At 64.8% G+C, this 16,576-nt stretch carries 16 protein-coding genes; 7 read left to right on the top strand and 9 right to left on the bottom strand.

Going from position 1 to position 16,576, the window contains the following annotated elements; genetic code table 11:
- From HZZ16_RS33135 to HZZ16_RS33145, 3 genes are all read right to left on the bottom strand, one after another.
- Positions 1-551, bottom strand: a 551-nt coding sequence (locus tag HZZ16_RS33135; RefSeq protein ID WP_197954540.1) for an acyl-CoA dehydrogenase family protein, incomplete at its 3' end; no start/stop codon positions are given.
- Positions 552-564: 13 nt separating this feature from the next.
- A complete protein-coding gene (locus HZZ16_RS33140; RefSeq protein ID WP_197954541.1) occupies positions 565-1,713 on the bottom strand; it encodes an acyl-CoA dehydrogenase family protein in 1,149 nt (382 codons plus the stop codon).
- A 5-nt stretch (positions 1,714-1,718) separates the two neighbouring features.
- Positions 1,719-2,573, bottom strand: a complete 855-nt coding sequence (locus HZZ16_RS33145; RefSeq protein ID WP_197954542.1) for an enoyl-CoA hydratase — start codon at positions 2,571-2,573, stop codon at positions 1,719-1,721.
- Between the two features lie 267 nt (positions 2,574-2,840).
- Between HZZ16_RS33145 and HZZ16_RS33150 the strand changes: the two genes are divergently transcribed.
- From HZZ16_RS33150 to HZZ16_RS33175, 6 genes are all read left to right on the top strand, one after another.
- Entirely contained in the window at positions 2,841-3,449 is a 609-nt protein-coding gene (locus HZZ16_RS33150) for a LemA family protein (RefSeq protein WP_197954543.1), read from the top strand.
- A gap of 132 nt (positions 3,450-3,581) precedes the next feature.
- Positions 3,582-4,484, top strand: a complete 903-nt coding sequence (locus HZZ16_RS33155) for a TPM domain-containing protein (protein ID WP_197954544.1) — start codon at positions 3,582-3,584, stop codon at positions 4,482-4,484.
- A gap of 5 nt (positions 4,485-4,489) precedes the next feature.
- On the top strand, positions 4,490-4,987 hold the full coding sequence (locus HZZ16_RS33160) for a TPM domain-containing protein (protein ID WP_197954549.1): 498 nt from the start codon (positions 4,490-4,492) through the stop codon (positions 4,985-4,987).
- A gap of 383 nt (positions 4,988-5,370) precedes the next feature.
- Positions 5,371-6,405, top strand: a complete 1,035-nt coding sequence (locus HZZ16_RS33165) for a hypothetical protein (protein ID WP_197954618.1) — start codon at positions 5,371-5,373, stop codon at positions 6,403-6,405.
- 93 nt (positions 6,406-6,498) lie between these two features.
- Positions 6,499-8,037: a hypothetical protein gene (locus HZZ16_RS33170; RefSeq protein ID WP_197954627.1), complete on the top strand. Its 1,539-nt coding sequence runs from the start codon at positions 6,499-6,501 to the stop codon at positions 8,035-8,037.
- Between the two features lie 101 nt (positions 8,038-8,138).
- Positions 8,139-8,303, top strand: coding sequence for a hypothetical protein (locus HZZ16_RS33175; protein WP_197954551.1), 165 nt, complete (start codon positions 8,139-8,141; stop codon positions 8,301-8,303).
- A gap of 164 nt (positions 8,304-8,467) precedes the next feature.
- Here the strand turns inward: HZZ16_RS33175 and HZZ16_RS33180 are convergent, their stop codons facing one another.
- The 3 genes from HZZ16_RS33180 to putA form a co-directional block, all read right to left on the bottom strand.
- Complete coding sequence (locus tag HZZ16_RS33180; RefSeq protein ID WP_197954553.1) at positions 8,468-9,115, bottom strand: glutathione S-transferase family protein; 648 nt, start codon at positions 9,113-9,115, stop codon at positions 8,468-8,470.
- A 156-nt stretch (positions 9,116-9,271) separates the two neighbouring features.
- Positions 9,272-10,477, bottom strand: a complete 1,206-nt coding sequence (locus HZZ16_RS33185; RefSeq protein WP_197954555.1) for a CaiB/BaiF CoA transferase family protein — start codon at positions 10,475-10,477, stop codon at positions 9,272-9,274.
- Positions 10,478-10,592: 115 nt separating this feature from the next.
- Positions 10,593-13,592 (bottom strand): bifunctional proline dehydrogenase/L-glutamate gamma-semialdehyde dehydrogenase PutA, encoded by a 3,000-nt coding sequence (gene putA / locus HZZ16_RS33190; protein ID WP_197954556.1) that lies wholly within the window; start codon positions 13,590-13,592, stop codon positions 10,593-10,595.
- A gap of 114 nt (positions 13,593-13,706) precedes the next feature.
- Between putA and HZZ16_RS33195 the strand changes: the two genes are divergently transcribed.
- Positions 13,707-14,168 carry an Lrp/AsnC ligand binding domain-containing protein gene (locus HZZ16_RS33195; protein WP_197954557.1) on the top strand — a complete coding sequence of 154 codons (462 nt, stop codon included), beginning with the start codon at positions 13,707-13,709 and terminating at the stop codon, positions 14,166-14,168.
- A gap of 173 nt (positions 14,169-14,341) precedes the next feature.
- On the opposite strand, the gene HZZ16_RS33200 is transcribed toward HZZ16_RS33195, so the two are convergent.
- From HZZ16_RS33200 to sorA, 3 genes are all read right to left on the bottom strand, one after another.
- On the bottom strand, positions 14,342-14,542 hold the full coding sequence (locus tag HZZ16_RS33200) for a cold-shock protein (protein WP_008563500.1): 201 nt from the start codon (positions 14,540-14,542) through the stop codon (positions 14,342-14,344).
- Between the two features lie 185 nt (positions 14,543-14,727).
- Positions 14,728-15,036, bottom strand: coding sequence for a SorB family sulfite dehydrogenase c-type cytochrome subunit (gene sorB, locus HZZ16_RS33205; protein ID WP_197954558.1), 309 nt, complete (start codon positions 15,034-15,036; stop codon positions 14,728-14,730).
- Positions 15,037-15,048: 12 nt separating this feature from the next.
- A complete protein-coding gene (sorA, locus tag HZZ16_RS33210; protein WP_197954559.1) occupies positions 15,049-16,248 on the bottom strand; it encodes a SorA family sulfite dehydrogenase catalytic subunit in 1,200 nt (399 codons plus the stop codon).
- Positions 16,249-16,576: the final 328 nt, after the last annotated feature.

Genomic DNA, 16,576 nt, shown 5'->3' on the forward strand with positions numbered 1-16,576 from the left:
TGCTGCCGCGGCCCGTCGCTGGTGCGCACCAGCGCGAACATGCGGTTGGCGTGATGGGCGTGCGTGGTCCAAATCTTGGTGCCGTTGATGATGTAGTCGTCGCCGTCGCGCACCGCGCGCGTCTTCAGTGACGACAGGTCGGAGCCGGACCCCGGCTCGGAATAACCCTGGCACCAATAATCCTCGCCGGAGAGAATCCGCGGCAGGTAGAAATTCTTCTGCTCGGGGCTGCCGAAGCCGATGATGACCGGCCCGACCATCTTCACGCCCATCACGTTGACGTTGGGCACGCCGGCGCGGGCGCACTCGGTCTCGAAGATCCAGCGCTGCGCCGGCGTCCAGTCGGGGCCGCCATATTCGACCGGCCAGCCCGGTGCACCCCAGCCGCGGCTGTGCAGCGCGCGCTGCCAGGCCATGCCGACATCAGGGTCGGAGAACACCGATGGCGTCAGCGCCGTCGCGCGCTTCATTTCCTCGGTGAGATTCTTGGCGATGAAGCCGCGCACCTCGCTCTGGAAGGCGCGCTCCTCGGCATTGAACGACAGGTCCATGATGCGCTCCTTGTCAGGCCGAGATGGCCCTGCGGCCCAGCTCGGCGTGCCGGGCATAGTGATGCGCGCTGCCGCCGAACAGCGTGTCGAAGGCGACGAGCCGCTTGAAATAGGCGCCGACCTCGAGCTCCTCGGTGACGCCCATGCCGCCATGGAGCTGGATCGACTGCTCGCCGACGAAGCGCGCGCATTTTCCGATCTTCGCCTTCGCGCCCGACGCCGCCCGGGCACGCTCGATCGGCGCGCTATCGGCCTTCAACGCAGCCCGCAGCGCCATTGAGCGCGCCTCGTCGACCTGCATCGCCATGTCGGCGAGGCGGTGACGGATCACCTGGTTGGCCGAGAGCGGCCGGCCGAATTGTTTCCGGATCTTGGTGTAGTCGAGCGTGGTGTCGAGCAGCGTCTGCATGATGCCGACAGCTTCGGCGCCCAGCGCCGCCATGGCGCGATCGACCGCCCATTCGATCGCGGGCAGGGCATCGCTGCCGTCGCCGAGCAAGGCGTCCTCCGGCAGATGCGCGTCGCACAGCTCGATGTTGCAGGCACGTCCGCCGCCGAGACGCGGATAATCGCTGATGACGAGGCCTGTCGTCGTCGCCTGCACGAGGAACAGGCCGATCCGCCCCTGGGGTCCCCGATGATCGTGGATATGGGCGGAGACGATGATCTCGTCGGCGGCATGCCCGTCGAGCACGGCAATCTTGCTGCCGGACAAACGCCAGCCTTGTCCCGTCTTGTTGGCGCTGGTCGTGACCTTGGCCAGATCGAACCGCGCCGCGCGCTCCGAATGCGCCAAGGCAAGCTTCAGCGATCCGTCCGCCACCTTGGGCAGGCTCGCCTGCTTCTGCTCGGTGGTGCCGCATCTCGCGATCAGCGCAGCCCCGAGCACGACGGTTGCGATATAAGGCTCCGACACGAGGCCCCGGCCGAAGGCCTCCATCAGGATGCCGATGTCGACCGCGCCGCCGCCGAGCCCGCCATACTCTTCGGGAAGCGGCAGCGCCAGCCAGCCGAGCTCGGCGAATTGCTTCCAGACGGCCGGGCTGAAGCCGAGCGGATCGTTCGCCATCTTGCGGCGGTGCTCGGCATCGTAGCTTTCGGCCACGAAGCGCTCCGCGCTCTCGCGCAGCAACTTTTGCTCGTCACTGAGATTGAGATCCATCGCGTCTACTCCGCCGCGGCCGGCGGCTTGCGCACGGACGGATGCAGGCCGGATGGATCGACGATCATGCCGAACTCCTGGAGATTGTGCGCGTGGCAGAGCTGATGCAGCGCGAAGGCCTGGTCGATCGCGGCCGGCTGACCCATGACGTCGACCGAGCGGTTGACCGCTTCCTTGGTCAGCTTCAGCGCGAAGGACGGTTTTGTCGCGATCCTTCGTGCCAGCTCCAGCACGCGCGACGACAATTCGGCACGCGGCACGACCTGGTTGACCATGCCGAGCTGGTGCGCCTCCTCGGCGCTCCAGCTGTCGGCGGTGAACAGGAATTCCTTGGCCTTGCGTGGCCCGAGCTCCCAGGGATGCACGAACCATTCGACGCCGCAGACGCCCATGGTGACGACGGGATCGCAGAACTGTGCATCATCGCTGGCGACGATGAGGTCGCAGGCCCAGGCCAGCATCAAGCCCCCGGCGATGCATTTGCCGTGGACCTCGGCAATGGTGGGTTTTGCCAGATTGCGCCAGCGCCGGGTGATCTGGAGATATATTTCCTGCTCGCGCGCGAAGCGTCCGTGCGCGTTCGGCTCGGCAAAGCCACCCCAATTTCCGATCGGCGGAAAGTCGACGCCGGCCGCGTTCTTGCCGCCGGGACGCAGGTCGTGACCGGAGGAGAAGTGCGGGCCGTTCCCGGCGAGAATGATCACCTTGACTGCATCGTCCTGCACCGCCGCGTCGAAGGCGGCGTTGAGGTCGTAGGTCATTTGCAGGTTCTGCGCGTTGCGCGCCTCGGGCCGGTTCATCACGACCCGGACGATCGCCGGCTCAGGCCGCTCCACGAGGATGGTCTCGAACGAGGACATCGCGTTCCCCCTGGTGTTTCCGCTTTTGTTTTGCCGGAGTTGACTATGTCGGCCTGCGATAGGCAAGAGGCTTGCGTCAGCCGGCTGGCGCGCCCCATTGGCCGCAGTCATTCCGGGATGGTCCGAAGGACCAGACCCGGAATCTCGAGATTCTCGGGTGCGCAATGCGCACCATAGTTCGCTTCGCGCCCCGGAATGACGCGGGAAGCTGGCATCGTGTGATCGCTATCTGATATTGAATCACAGGATTCCACCGGGAGAAATTTGATGCGCAAGATCCTGACCGTGCTGGCCGCCCTGGCCTCGCTGAGCCTGACCAATTGCGGCTACAACGCGATCCAGAGCGAGGACGAGCAGATCAAGGCCAATTGGTCCGAGGTCGTGAACCAATATCAGCGCCGCGCCGACCTCGTGCCTAATCTCGTCAACTCGGTGAGGGGCTTTGCCCAGCAGGAGAAGGACGTGCTGCTCGGCGTCACCAATGCGCGGGCCAAGGTCGGCAGCATCCAGGCAACGCCGGAGGTGCTGAACGATCCCGCCGCGTTCCAGAAATTCCAGGCCGCCCAGAGCGAGCTCTCCAGCGCGCTGTCGCGCCTCCTGGTCGTCACCGAGAACTATCCGCAGCTGAAGTCCGATGCCTTGTTCAAGGACCTGATGTCGCAGCTCGAGGGCACCGAGAACCGCATCACGGTGGCGCGCAACCGCTACATCAAGGCGGTGCAGGAGTATAACGTCACCATCCGCTCGTTCCCGACCAATCTCACCGCGATGGCGTTCGGTTACAAGGAGAAGCCGAACTTCTCGGTCGAGAACGAGAAGGCGATCTCGACTGCCCCGAAGGTGGATTTCAACCCGGCACCGGCGCCGTCCAAGTAGCTGCGTTCGGCTCCGATGCGCGTCCCACCCACCACTGTCATTCCCCGCGAAAGCGGGGAATCCAATACGCCGCGGCTTCTCCGTATCCCGCCGGCGTCTCTGGAATACTGGATCGCCCGGTCGAGCCGGGCGATGACAGCGAGTGTGTGGTGCGCGATCATCATTGCAGCACTCCTCCTCACCTTTGTCATTCCCACCCACGCCGACGTCGCCGTCCCCCAGCTCACCGGCCGCGTCGTCGATCAGACCGGCACGCTCTCAAGCAGCGACATCGCCACGCTCACGCAAAAGCTCCGCGATTTCGAGAACCGCAAGGGCAGCCAGATCGCCGTCCTGATCGTCCCGACCACACAGCCGGAGACCATCGAGCAGTTCTCGATCCGGGTCGCGGAGGCCTGGAAGGTCGGCCGCAAGAAGGTCGACGACGGCGCGATCCTGGTCGTCGCCAAGAGCGACCGGCATTTGCGCATCGAGGTCGGCTATGGTCTCGAAGGCGTGCTCACCGACGTCACCTCTCGGCGCATCATCGACGAGGATATCACGCCGAAGTTCAGGAGCGGCGATTTCGCCGCGGGCATCAGCGCAGGCATCGACCGCATGATGCGGGTGATCGACGGCGAGCCGCTGCCGTCGCCCTCGCGCAGCGTCAACTTCGCCCACAATCTGGACGATCTCGCGCCGGTGTTTGCGGTGGCGCTGTTCGCTTCGATCGGCGTCGGCGGGTTCTTCCGCGCGATCCTGGGGCGGCTGCTCGGATCATTGGTGACCGGGGGCATCATCGCGGCAATAACCTGGCTCATTCTCGGCTCCGCGGCGCTCGCGGCGGCTGTCGGCATCCTCGGCTTCATCGTCGGATTCATCGCCGATCTGTTTTCGGCGATCACGCCCGGCACCGGCCGCTCGCATGGCGGCTCGTGGTCGAGCGGCTCCTCGGGCGGCTGGAGCAGCGGATCGTCGAGCAGCAGTGATAGCGACAGCAGCTTCAGCGGCGGCGGGGGCAGTTTTGGTGGCGGCGGCGCCTCAGGGAGCTGGTAGCGGTCATGAGCATCAAGCGCATTGCCAGACATCTCGTGCAGCATCATTGGCGGGCCAAGCAGATTTTCCCGCCAGCGGTGCTCGACCGCATCGAGCAGGCGATCAAGCGCGGCGAAGCCACCCATTCCGGCCAGGTCCGTTTCGTCGTCGAAGGCGCGCTCGACGGCCGTCCGCTGTTCCGCAACCAGCCGGCCCGCGCGCGCGCGCTCGACGTGTTCTCGCATCTGCGCATCTGGGACACCGCCCATAACAATGGCGTTCTGATCTATCTCCTGCTCGCCGACCGCGACGTCGAGATCATCGCCGATCGCGGCATCGACGCGAAGGTCGGCGCGGAGGGTTGGGAGACGATCTGCCGCGCGATGGAGGCCGAGTTCAGATCGGGCCGGTTCGAACGCGGCGTGATCAATGGCATCGATGCCGTGTCGCGGGAGCTGGCAAAGCATTTTCCGAAGCAGGGGCCACATGCGAACGAGCTGCCGGATGCTCCGGTCGTGATGTGAATGTGTGGCCGATCATCCACACGCCGTCATTGCGAGCGTAGCGAAGCAATCCAGACTGCATCCGCGGAGGGATTCTGGATTGCTTCGCTACGCTCGCAATGACGACATTGATGCGGCACGCCCAACTCCCTGACCGTCACCTGAGGTGGCCGCTTTCTCAGCGGGCTTGAAGAGCGGCGGTCTTACCATTCCGCCACCGTTCATCTTCCCTCGATTACGAATTGTTTCACGCCCGCCACACCGGTTCCACTTTCCCGGCCCAATTCGGGCCCCGATGAATTCCTAAAATTTCGGTAAGCGGGTCCCGAGGTAAGGATTTCGCAAGCAATGAAAGTTACCAAAAGGTCAACTGAGACTGGAGTATTTGAGCCGTGAGCGAACCAATGTCCGAGCAGGCTGCCCAGGACCCCGCTGCTGTCGACGCCGCGGCGCTGCAGGCCATCGAGGCTGCCGCCGGTATCGAGGCCCCCTCGATCGCCCCCGACCACGAAGCGCCGCCCAAGCCCGATCCGGTCAAGCCGGATCCGGTCAAGGCGGACGCCCCGAAGGTGGAGCCGCCGCGGATCGAGGTGCCGAAGTTTGAGGCCAAGACTGAGGCCAAGTCTGAGACCAAGACTGAGGCCAAGACCGAGGCAAAGGCTGAGCCGAAGCACGGCAAGCTCCTCGTCATGCCGCCCGCCGACCGCGCCTGGGAGCGCGAGGAGTTCGCTCCGCATGGGAAGACGGACGAGTCGCGCGAGGCCGGCAGCAAGCGGCGGCTGTCGGCGATGGCCGCGGTGGTGGCGATTGCCGCCAGCGTCGGCGCGATCAGCGGCGCGCTCGCGACCGCGGGAATGATGCATTTCGCCGCACCCGCTCCGGCCCCGGTCCAGGTCGCCGATACCAGCGCGCTGGATGCCTCGGTCGCGCGGATCGATGCCGACCTCGTCGCACTGAAGGCCAATGTCGAGCAGAGCTCGAAGACCGGTCTCACCCAGTTCAACCGGGCCAACGACCGGCTGGACAAGCTCGAGAAGGCGCAGGCCGAGCCGCTGGCCAGGATCGCAAAGCTGTCCGAGACGGTCGACAAGCTCCGCACCACGCCGCCCGCCGCGCCCGCGCAGGCCGCAGCAGCGGTGCCCAAGGAGACCACCAGCTCGATCGCGCCGGCCCAGACCCAGACCCAAGTCGCGACCGCGGCGGCCGCACCGGCCCCGGCGCCCGCAGCTCCCAAGACCGAAGTCGGACGTCTGCCGACGATCGAAGGTTGGCGGCTGCGCAACGCCAGCAACGGCGGCGCGCTGATCGAGGGCCGCGACGGCCTCTACGAGGTCTATCCCGGCGACCCGATCCCCGGCGTCGGCCGTGTCGATGCGATCCGCCGTCAGGATGGCCGCTGGGTGGTCGTCACCTCAAGGGGGCTGATCGTCGGACGCTGAGCGTCCGATATCCGACTTTCGAAGAGGCGCTTCACCACGATGTGAGGCGCCTTTTCGCTTGAATAGGCACGCTTGCACGGTGTTACCTCAGGCATGGGCCGCGCCTTGCGAATTCTCGTTGCTGCCGCCGCATTGCTGGGCGGTGTCGTTTCGCTCTTCGCAGCGGAGAGCACTGCGCTGACGCGCGGCACCGCGATCACCGATCCCGCTCTCCTGCGCAAGCTCGACCAGAACGACACGCTGACGATATCGCGTCTTTTGGCGCCGGAGCGGAATTCGGGCGTCCTGCTCACGACCGAGCTGATGTTCGCCTCGCTGCCGCAGCTAAAAGACATTCTACCCGCGATCGATGCGGAATTCGACCGCTATATCGCGTGGTACAAGGCGACCTATCCGGGCGAGACCATCGGCGTCGGCGAGGGTTTCGACGCGCAATTGTTCGATCTGGCCAATCTGAAATCGCGCGAGGCGCGCTTCGTGCTGGCCGGCATCGTCAATCGCATGGACCGTGCCTATGTCGCGGAAGAGTCCTGCGGCGAGATCCGGCTGATCTTTCGTCTGGCGCGGTTCGATCGCGGGCGGGATGGTGGCAAGACCGCAACGCGCCTGCCGATGACATTCAACCTCGTGATGAAGGCGCGCGATGCGCGCCAGACGGATGCGAACGGCAAGCCAATCAGCTGCGCCGAGATCGCGCGGCGATGGCTCGACAATGGCGACTGGCAGGGCTTGATCGGCAGCCGCTTCCTGCCTGACGACGCCATGCTCGACCGCATCGAGACCAACATCCAGGTCTCGGTCGCGCCGAAATCGGCGCTGCACGATTTTCGCTCCGACTATCTTCTCAAGGTGTTCAAGTACGACGCCGCCACCAGGACGTTCGAGGAATCCACGCTGGAGAACCAGATCGACCGCGACCGCATTCTTGCCGACGGCGCGCTGCGGCGCGACTTCAAGGCATGGCTGCTCGCGCCGGAGAACTTGCGCGCGTTCGATCGCGGCACGGTGCTGATCCCGGAGAAATTCCTGGCCAAGGCCGCAATTGTGCCGACCCCCGCCGGCCTCGACGCCTCGACGTTGCAGCCGGAGTTCGGCTTGATGCAGGGGGAGGGCAAAGGCGATCCCGTCTTCACCGATAATGACGTGGTCGGCGCGCTGAAGCAGGCGGCGGCACGCGCCCTCGACATGCAGAACATCCGTTCGGTCGCGGGCTTCCAGCGCCGTCTCAACGACATCACCTGCGCCGGCTGTCACCAGACCCGCGGCATCGGCGGTTTCCATTTCCCGGGCGTCGATTGGCTCGCTGATAAGCCGTCCAATTCCACCATCGTGGCGGCCTCGCCGCACTTCTTCGGCGACCAGCTCCGCCGCCGCGACATCCTGACTGCGTTCGCGGCGGGAAAAAGCCCTGATTTCTCACGCGGATTTGCCGGCCGGCCGCAGACCCGCGGCAGAAGCGAGCTGGCCGGCAGCGAATATCAGGACGGCTGGGGAGCGCATTGTTCCCTGCAAGATCCGGGATCGGGAACGCCGGACAGGAGTTTTACGTCATGGAGCTGTGCCAACGGTTTGACCTGCCAGGCCGCCACGGCCTCGCGCCGCATCGGCATGTGCTTCATCAAGACGCGTTAGCGCGTGATCCGGACCCGGAGGGCCGCGCTAGCGCAAAGTGTGCAGCGGTTTTCCGAAAAGATCACGCGCAAAATAGAGCCAACAAGCGATTTGGATGACCCATGACGGATACCGGCAACGCCAACAAGGCGCGCAATCGCGAGATTGCGCGAAACGAGGAAGCCAAGCAGGTCATCGGCAGCGCGCGCGTGAGCATCTGGGCCGTCGCGGTGGCCGTCATCGTCGGCGGAATTCTGTTCACGCTGGGCTGGCTGTCGCTGAAGTGAGCTTACTTACCTCTCCCCGCTAGCGGGGAGAGGTCGAATTCGATCGCAGATCGAATTCGGGTGAGGGGGTACAGGTCCGTCGGCAGTCTCACCTGTGGAGAGAGGCCCCTCACCCCGACCCTCTCCCCGTAAGAACGGGGAGAGGGAGAAGAGAGGAAGCATCCTCACGTCGCGTAATTCGTCATCCGCTTGCCGGGCAGCAGCTCGTAGGCCGGCTTCCAGCCCGGCAGCGCGGCCATGCGGCCGAGCCAGGCATGGATGGCGGGATGGCTCGCCGCGAAATCAAAGCCGTGCTCGTCGCTGGGATAATGCAGATAAGCCATCATCGAGATGTCGGCGACCGTCGGCTTTGCGCCGATCGCGAATTCATTGTCCTGGAGATGGCCGTCGAGGATGCCGAGAAAGTCCTCGAGCCGCCGGCGAAAATGCTTCAGCACCTGCGGATCGTTTTTCTCCGTGAAGGCGCGCATGAAGCGGTAGGTGGCCATGTAGCTGGTGAGCTTGTGGTTGTCCCAGAACAGCCAGCGCAGCAGCTCGAACTTCTCGTCTTCCGTCTCGGCGCCGAAACGGCCGTATTGCTCGGCCAGTTTCAGCAGCAGCGGCGCAGTCTGCGTCATCTTCACGCCGTCGATCTCGAGCACGGGAATCTCGCCCATCTCGTTCACGGCCTTGCGCCACTCCGCCGTGCGCGTGACGCCGCCGGCAAAATCAGTCCAGACCGGCTCGAACGTCTCGCCGCAGAGCGTCAGCATCAGCGCCAGCTTGTAGCTGTTGCCGGATTCGGGGAAGTAGTGCAGGCGGTAGCTGGGCATGGGACCTCGCGGCATTTGTGACTTGCCGATTGTTATAGCGAGATCGCTCCACATCGTCATTGCGAGCGCAGCGAAGCAATCCAGCAATGCATCCGCGGAAAGACTCTGGATTGCTTCGCTGCGCTCGCAATGACGGAGTCTGTGGAGACGACGGGGCTACCCCACCGCCCCCGACGACCTCAGCGCCTTGATCGCCGCCTCGTCATATCCCGCCCCGCGCAAAATCTCGTCACTGTGCTCGCCGACGGCTGGCGGCTTGCGCGGCTGCACTTTCCTGGCGCCGTCAATCCAGATCGGGCTGTTGATCGTCAGCATGGTGTCGTTCTCGAACGGCACCAGCACCTCGTTGTCGAGCATCTGCTTGTCGTTGGGGATGTCGTCCAGGATGGCGACGACGCCGAACACGAGACCATTGCCGTCGAGGATTTTGCGCCATTCAGCGAGATCTTTCGTGGCGAAGGTCTCGTCCAAGATCCTGATCAACTCGACCGAGCGGGCGTGGCGGTCGGCCTTGGTGACGAAGCGGGGATCGTTGATCAGATCCTCACGGCCCAGGCACTTGGCCAGTGTCGGAAACTGCTTCTCTTCGTTGAGCAGCGACAGGATCAGCCAGCGGCCGTCCTTGCACTGATAATGGTTGGCGACCGCATTGAGGGCGCGCTCGCGCGGGCGCCGCTCGCCGAACTTGGCGCCGCAGAGTTTGGCCTGCGCCAGCACGCTCGCCGCCCATACCCCGTTCGCCATCAGGTTGGAGGCGACGTGCGAACCCTTGCCGGTCTTCTCGCGCTGATACAGCGCGGTGACGATCGCGCCGTAGAACGCCATGGCGCAGGGATGATCGCCCATGCCCGCGACCGAGCGCGCCGGCGTTGTGTCGGTGTCGGCGCGGACGAGGTCCATCAGGCCGGAGCGCGCCCAATAGGCATTGCTGTCGAAGCCGGGCTTGTTGGCTTCCTCGCCCTTCTCGCCATAGCCGGTGAAGGAGGCGTAGATCAGCCGACCGTTGAGATGGGCGAGATGGTCGTAGGTGATGCCGAGCTTGGCGCGCACCGGCGGCGGCATGTTGGTGATGAAGACGTCGGCCTCCGCCACCAGCTTGTAGAGCACCGCCTGCGCCTCTGGCTTCGACAGGTCGAGCGCGATGCTCTTCTTGTTGCGCGCCTCCAGCAGCCAGGCGAAATTGTGCTCGCCGGTGGGATAGCCCGGCAGGTTCGGCAGGTTGCGATAGGGGTCGCCGGTGCCGGGCGGCTCGATCTTGATGACGTCGGCACCGAAATCCGACAGCACGGTCGCGGCCGCGGGCGCTGCAATGAAGCTCGCGCAGTCCAGCACCTTCAGGCCCGCAAAAATGCCCTTCTCCATCGCGGCGTCGCTCCCTCGCTTCAGTCGTTTCCCGCGCCCTGGAATTGGCGCGGGCCAATGATGGGAGCATTAGACCGATGTTTTGCCGGGATGCAACGGCGCCTGGCGCAGGGCCTCACTCCTCTCCCGCAAGCAACGCCGCATTGCCGCCGGCAGCCGCGGTGTTGATTGTCACGGTCTGCTCGGTTGCAAAGCGCGCGAGGTAGTGCGGGCCGCCGGCTTTGGGGCCGGTTCCGGACAGGCCGCTGCCGCCGAACGGCTGCACGCCGACCACGGCGCCGATCATGTTGCGGTTGACGTAGATGTTCCCGACCTGGACGCGGTCGATGATCGCCTCGATGGTGTCGTCTATGCGCGAATGGATGCCGAGAGTGAGCCCGTAGCCGGTGCGCGCGATCGATTGCAACACACGTTCGAGGTTCTCCGCGCGATAGCGCACGACATGCAGGATCGGGCCGAACACCTCCTCGGTGAGCTGACCGGCCTCCTTGAGCTCGAAGATATGCGGCGCGACGAAGCAGCCATCCGGCGCGGCACCTGCAAAGTGCAGCCGCGCCTCGCGCTTCATCCGCGCGATATGCGCATCGAGGCGCTGCTTGGCCTCCATGTCGATCACAGGACCGACATGGGTCGCGACATCAGAGGGATCGCCGATCTTAAGCTCGCGCGCGGCACCCGCGATCATCTCGATCATGCGGTCGGCCACATCCTCCTGCACGAACAACAGCCGCAACGCCGAGCAGCGCTGGCCTGCGGAGCGGAACGCGGAGGTCACGACATCGTCGGCCACCTGCTCGGGCAGCGCGGTCGCATCCGCGATCATGGCGTTGATGCCGCCGGTCTCCGCGATCAGCGGCACGATCGGCCCGTCCTTGGCGGCCAGCGTCCGGTTGATCTGGCGCGCGACCTCAGTCGAGCCGGTGAAGACGATTCCGGCGACATCAGGATGCGCGGTGAGGACGGCGCCGATGCGGCCGTCGCCGGTGACGAGATGCAGCGCGCTTGTGGGGATGCCGGCCTCATGCAGCAGGGCAACGGCCTCGCGCGCGATGCGCGGCGTCTGCTCGGCGGGTTTTGCCACCACGCTGTTGCCGGCCATCAGCGCCGCGCTCACCTGGCCAAGGAAGATCGCCAGCGGAAAATTCCACGGCGAGATCGGGACGAACACGCCGCGGCCGCGAAGGCTAAGCGCGTTGCTCTCGCCGGTCGGGCCGGGCATGGCGGCATCGTTCCCGAACAGCTTGCGGCCCTGCGCGGCATAGTAGCGGCAGAAGTCGGCGGCTTCGCGCAGCTCGGACAGAGCGTCGTCAAGCGTCTTGCCGCCCTCGGCTTGCAACAGCGCGATGAAGCGGGCGCCGCGGCTTTCCAGGAGATGCGCGGCCTGCTCCAGCGCCGCTGCGCGCGTGCCTGCAGGCGTCCGGCTCCAGCTGGCAAAGCCGGCGCGCGCAGCCGTCATCGCCGCGTTGGCCTGATCCGGTGTTGTGTTAGCGACAGGCTTGAGATCGGCCGCCGCGGCCTTCACGTCCGTCAGGAGCTGGTCGAGTGCGGCACGCTCACCGAATTCGACGCCGCGCGAATTCCGCCGCTCCGGCGCGAACAGATCTGCCGGCAACGGAATCTTGGCATGAGGTGCCTGTTGCGGCTGGCCGATGGCATCCGCCGGGCGCTGCAGCAGCGCCGAAACCGGCACGCGATAATCGGCCGCCTGCGCCACGAACGAGGAATTGGCGCCGTTCTCCAACAGCCGCCGCACCAGATAAGCGAGCAGGTCGCGATGGCTGCCGACCGGCGCATAGGTGCGGTAGGCGATGTCAGGATGATCCTTGGCGAGTTGCTCGTAGAGCGCTTCGCCCATGCCGTGCAGGCGCTGGAATTCGAAGCCGCCGCCATCAGCTGCGAGCTCCAGCACGGTCGCGACCGTCAGCGCGTTGTGGGTGGCGAATTGCGGGAAAATGCGCGGCCGCAACGCCAGCAGCTTCGTCGCGCAGACGACAAAGTTCAGATCGGTCATCGCCTTGCGCGTGAACACGGGATAGCCGTCGAGCCCGCGCTCCTGGGCGCGCTTGATCTCGGTGTCCCAATAGGCGCCCTTGACCAGGCGCACCATCAGCTTGCGGTTATGCGCACGGGCCAGTTCATCGACATAGTCGATCACCGCGCTGGCGCGCTTCTGATAGGCCTGGACCGCAAGGCCAAATCCGTCCCAGCCGGAAAGCGAGGGATCGGCGAGCGTCGCCGCGATCACGTCGAGCGACAGCTCCAGCCGGTCGGCCTCCTCGGCATCGACGGTGAAGTTGAGGTCATGCGCCTTGGCGCGCTGCGCAAGGTCCAGCAATAGCGGCACCAGCTCGGCCATCACGCGGCCGCGGCTGATCGCCTCGAAGCGCGGATGCAGCGCCGAGAGCTTGACCGAGATGCCGGGGCGGTCGGGCAGGGGATGGTTTCCCGCCGCCTTGCCGATCGTGTCAATCGCACTGGCATAGGCGTCGAAATAGCGCTTGGCATCGGTTGCCGTGCGCGCGCCTTCGCCGAGCATGTCGAAGGAATAGCGCGGCTTCTGGCCCGAACGCGGTCGGCCCCGCTCCAGCGCCTGCTCGATGGTCTCCCCTAGCACGAAATGATTGCCCATCAGCCGCATCGCCTGGCGCGTCGCGGTGCGCACCGCCGGTGCACCGAGCCGCTTCACCAGCCGGCCGATGGTGCCGTCGGGCGTCTCGCCCGGCTGGATCACTCGCGCCGACAGGCCGAGCGCCCAGGCCGAGGCGTTGACCAGGAACGCGGTGGACTTGGTCTCATGATGGATGAAATCGCCCTCGCCGAGCTTGTCCTCGATGAACTGGTCGGCCGTGCGTGCATCGGGCACGCGCAGCAGCGCTTCCGCCAGGATCATCAGCGCCAGCCCTTCCTTGGTCGAGAGCGCGAACTCCCGCAGCATGTCCTCGACCCCGCCGAGCCGGTCGTCGCGCTTGCGGATCGCCTCGATCAGCCGCGTCGCGGTGCGGTCGATCCGGGCCTCCCGTGGCGGGGCGAGATGCGAGGCCGGCAAAAGCTTTGCGGCGATCTCAGCGTCATCGGGAGCGTAAGGCGCGGAGAAGGGCGGCGGGATGTTCGGCATGGCGTGTCCTGTGGCTGAAATCCAGGATAAGGCCCGCGTGACCGTAGTTCGATAGACAATCTAGCTTCTTTGCCTTAGAAAATGAAGAGCACTAGCCATTTAGCCACATAAGTTATGGAACTCGATCGAACAGACCGGAAAATCCTCTCGATCCTGCAGGAGGATGGGCGCATCGCCAATGTCGAACTCGCCGAGCGCATCGGGCTGTCGCCGACCTCGATCGGCGAACGGCTGAAGCGCCTGCAGCGCGAGGGCTTCGTCGAAGGCTATGGCGCGCGGCTCAACCCGCACCGGCTCGGCCTTGGGCTCCTGGTGTTCGTCGAGGTGCTGCTCGACAAGACCACGCCCGACAATTTCGAGCGGTTCGCGCGCGCCGTGAGGCTCGCTCCTGAAGTGCTGGAGTGTCACATGGTCGCCGGCGGCTTCGACTATCTCGTGAAGGCGCGGCTGGCAGACATGAGCGCCTATCGTCGCTTTCTCGGCGAAACCCTGCTGTCGATGCCGGGCGTGCGCGAGACGCGGACCTATGCGGTGATGGAGGAGATCAAGCGCGACGCACCGCTGCCGGTGGGTTAGCGAAGTGCAGTCGCGATTGTCATTGCTGTGATTTGAATGAGCGGTCTTCGCAAGGAAAAAATAGCTATCCTTGTGCAATCGCAACGCCTGTCGTCGAATGCACCGGCCGTCTTCTTAAATTTTTTTGGCCCGCTCCCGGACAAATCCGGGAGGCAGCAAAGGCTGGCGCGGGCTTATACTTTGAGGTTCTCTGCGGAGGTCTTGCCCCGGTTTGCGATCTCTTCGTATTCCACCGTCTGTCCCTCGTTGAGGGTTGACAGACCGGCCTTCTGCACTGCCGAGATATGCACGAACACATCCTTGCCACCCGACGCAGGCTGGATAAATCCATAACCCTTCGTCGGGTTGAACCACTTGACCGTACCTTTAGCCATCACGACTTCTCCGCGGGTCTTCCTCCGAAATCTCGAACCGCCAGTCCCCGCCAACCGGCCGGTTCGGTCTTAACAGGATACGCGGAATGTGGCAGGCTTGGTAGCTCAAACCACATCGCCATTTCGCCGAATTCCGCTCAACTTCGCGGCGTTTTTGCCGGTTTTGCCCGTTTCGCGGTCATCCGTCAGTAGGTCGCAGCTAGATAATCGACGATCTTGCCGACATCGGCATCGTCGATCGGTGCGCCATAGACCTTGATCATCTTGGTCACCTCGGCCTGCCAGAACGCCCTCTTGTCCTTCATCGGCGGCTGCGTGGCGACGTAGTCGGACGAATGACAGGCGCTGCAATTGCTCTGCACGACCTCGAGGTTGGGACCGGGTTTAAAGGCGGCGACCTCGTCGGGGCTCTTGTAATTGACCGGCGCTGCAAGTGACGAACCCATCAATGCGGCGATAGCGAGTGTGATGGCGACGAGAACAATGCGCTGCATGATCAGTCTCCTTCAGGCCACGCTGACGCGGACGGTTTCGACGACGTTGCGCAAATAGCCCGCCGGGTTCCAGCGCGGCGTGTCCGGCTGGGTCTCGCCGCCATTGCCGGTGGCGCGGACCTTGAGCTCGTGGTTGCCGGCAGCGAGCTTCACCGGCAGCTTCCATTCGCGGAAGGCGTACTTGCCGAGATCCTTGCCGAGCTTGGCGCCGACCCAGGTCTTGCCGCCGTCGGTGGAGACTTCGACCTCCTTGATGCCTTTGCCGCCATCGAACGCGATGCCGCGCAGGGTCACGGCTCCCGCCTTCAGCTTGGCGCCATCGGGGACGCTGGTGATGAAGGAGCGGATGGTGAAGCGGTTGATCGGGATCGTCGCCTTCGGCGCGGTGCCCGGCTCGACCGCGTTGTTCGGCGTGTCAGGGATGCGATAGGCCGACTTCATCCAGAAGCCGTCATAGACGTTGTCGATAACGGTGATCTCGTTGAGGTGCTTGACCCAGTAGGTGCCGTAATAGCCGGGCACGATCAGGCGCAGCGGGAAGCCATTAAGGAACGGCAGGTCCTCACCGTTCATGCCATAGGCCAGCATCACCTCGCCGTCGTTGGCGTGATCGATGTCGAGTGCCTTGATGAAGTCCGGCGTCTTGTCGTTGACGGGCCCATCCATGCCGTTGAAGGTGACCTGCCTGGCGCCGCTTTGCACGCCGGCCATTTCGAGCACGCTCTTCAGCGGCACGCCGCGCCAGCGCGCGCAACCCATCGCACCGTTGGCGAGCTGGCCGCCTGCAACGCGCGGCTCGAAAAAGCCGCGGCTGTTGCCGGAGCATTGCGCGACGGCGACGATCTCCGTCGCCTTCATCTTCCTGATGTCCTTCAGCGACAATTTCAGCGGCTTGTCGACCTTGCCCTTGACCTCCAGCGTGAACTTGTCGGGGTCGAGATTGTAGGGCAGGTCGGAGAGGTGGTAGCGCACGAAGAACACGTTGTTCGGCGTGATCGGGCCGTCGTTGAATACCGCAAACGGCGTCTCGAGCTGCGGCGGTCGGCTGGTCAGGCCGATCATCGGCCGCTTCTGCGGATACTTCACCAGCGGCCGTTCGCCATTGGCGAAGGGCAGGGTCACGGTGTCGAGGGCCAGCGCCTTGGTGGAATTCAGTGTGGCCGCCATGGCTGCAAGGCCTGCTCCCTTGAGCAGGTCGCGTCGATCGAACATTTTTTCTCCTCCCGGAGCTTCTCGTTGGATGCGCGGTCATCACCACGATCCTGCGCTCATCTGTCGCAACGATTTGAGCGAAGTCAATTCGCGCTTTCGCAGCAACCCCATGCCGCTGCGTTGCAGCAGGGCGGTGTTGCCTCTGCATTAGATGAGGCGAGCTGCGGCAGTGACGACGGTGCGCTCCCTCGCGCCGTTCTTACGGGGAGAGGGTTGGGGTGAGGGGCCTCTCTCCACACGTGCGACTGCCGCGAGACCTGTACCCCCTCACCCGGAATCCGCGCTACGCGCGCATTCCTACCTCTCCCCGCAAGCGGGGAGAGGTAGG

The organism is Bradyrhizobium glycinis (assembly GCF_016031655.1).
Classification (GTDB): Bacteria; Pseudomonadota; Alphaproteobacteria; order Rhizobiales; family Xanthobacteraceae; genus Bradyrhizobium; species Bradyrhizobium glycinis.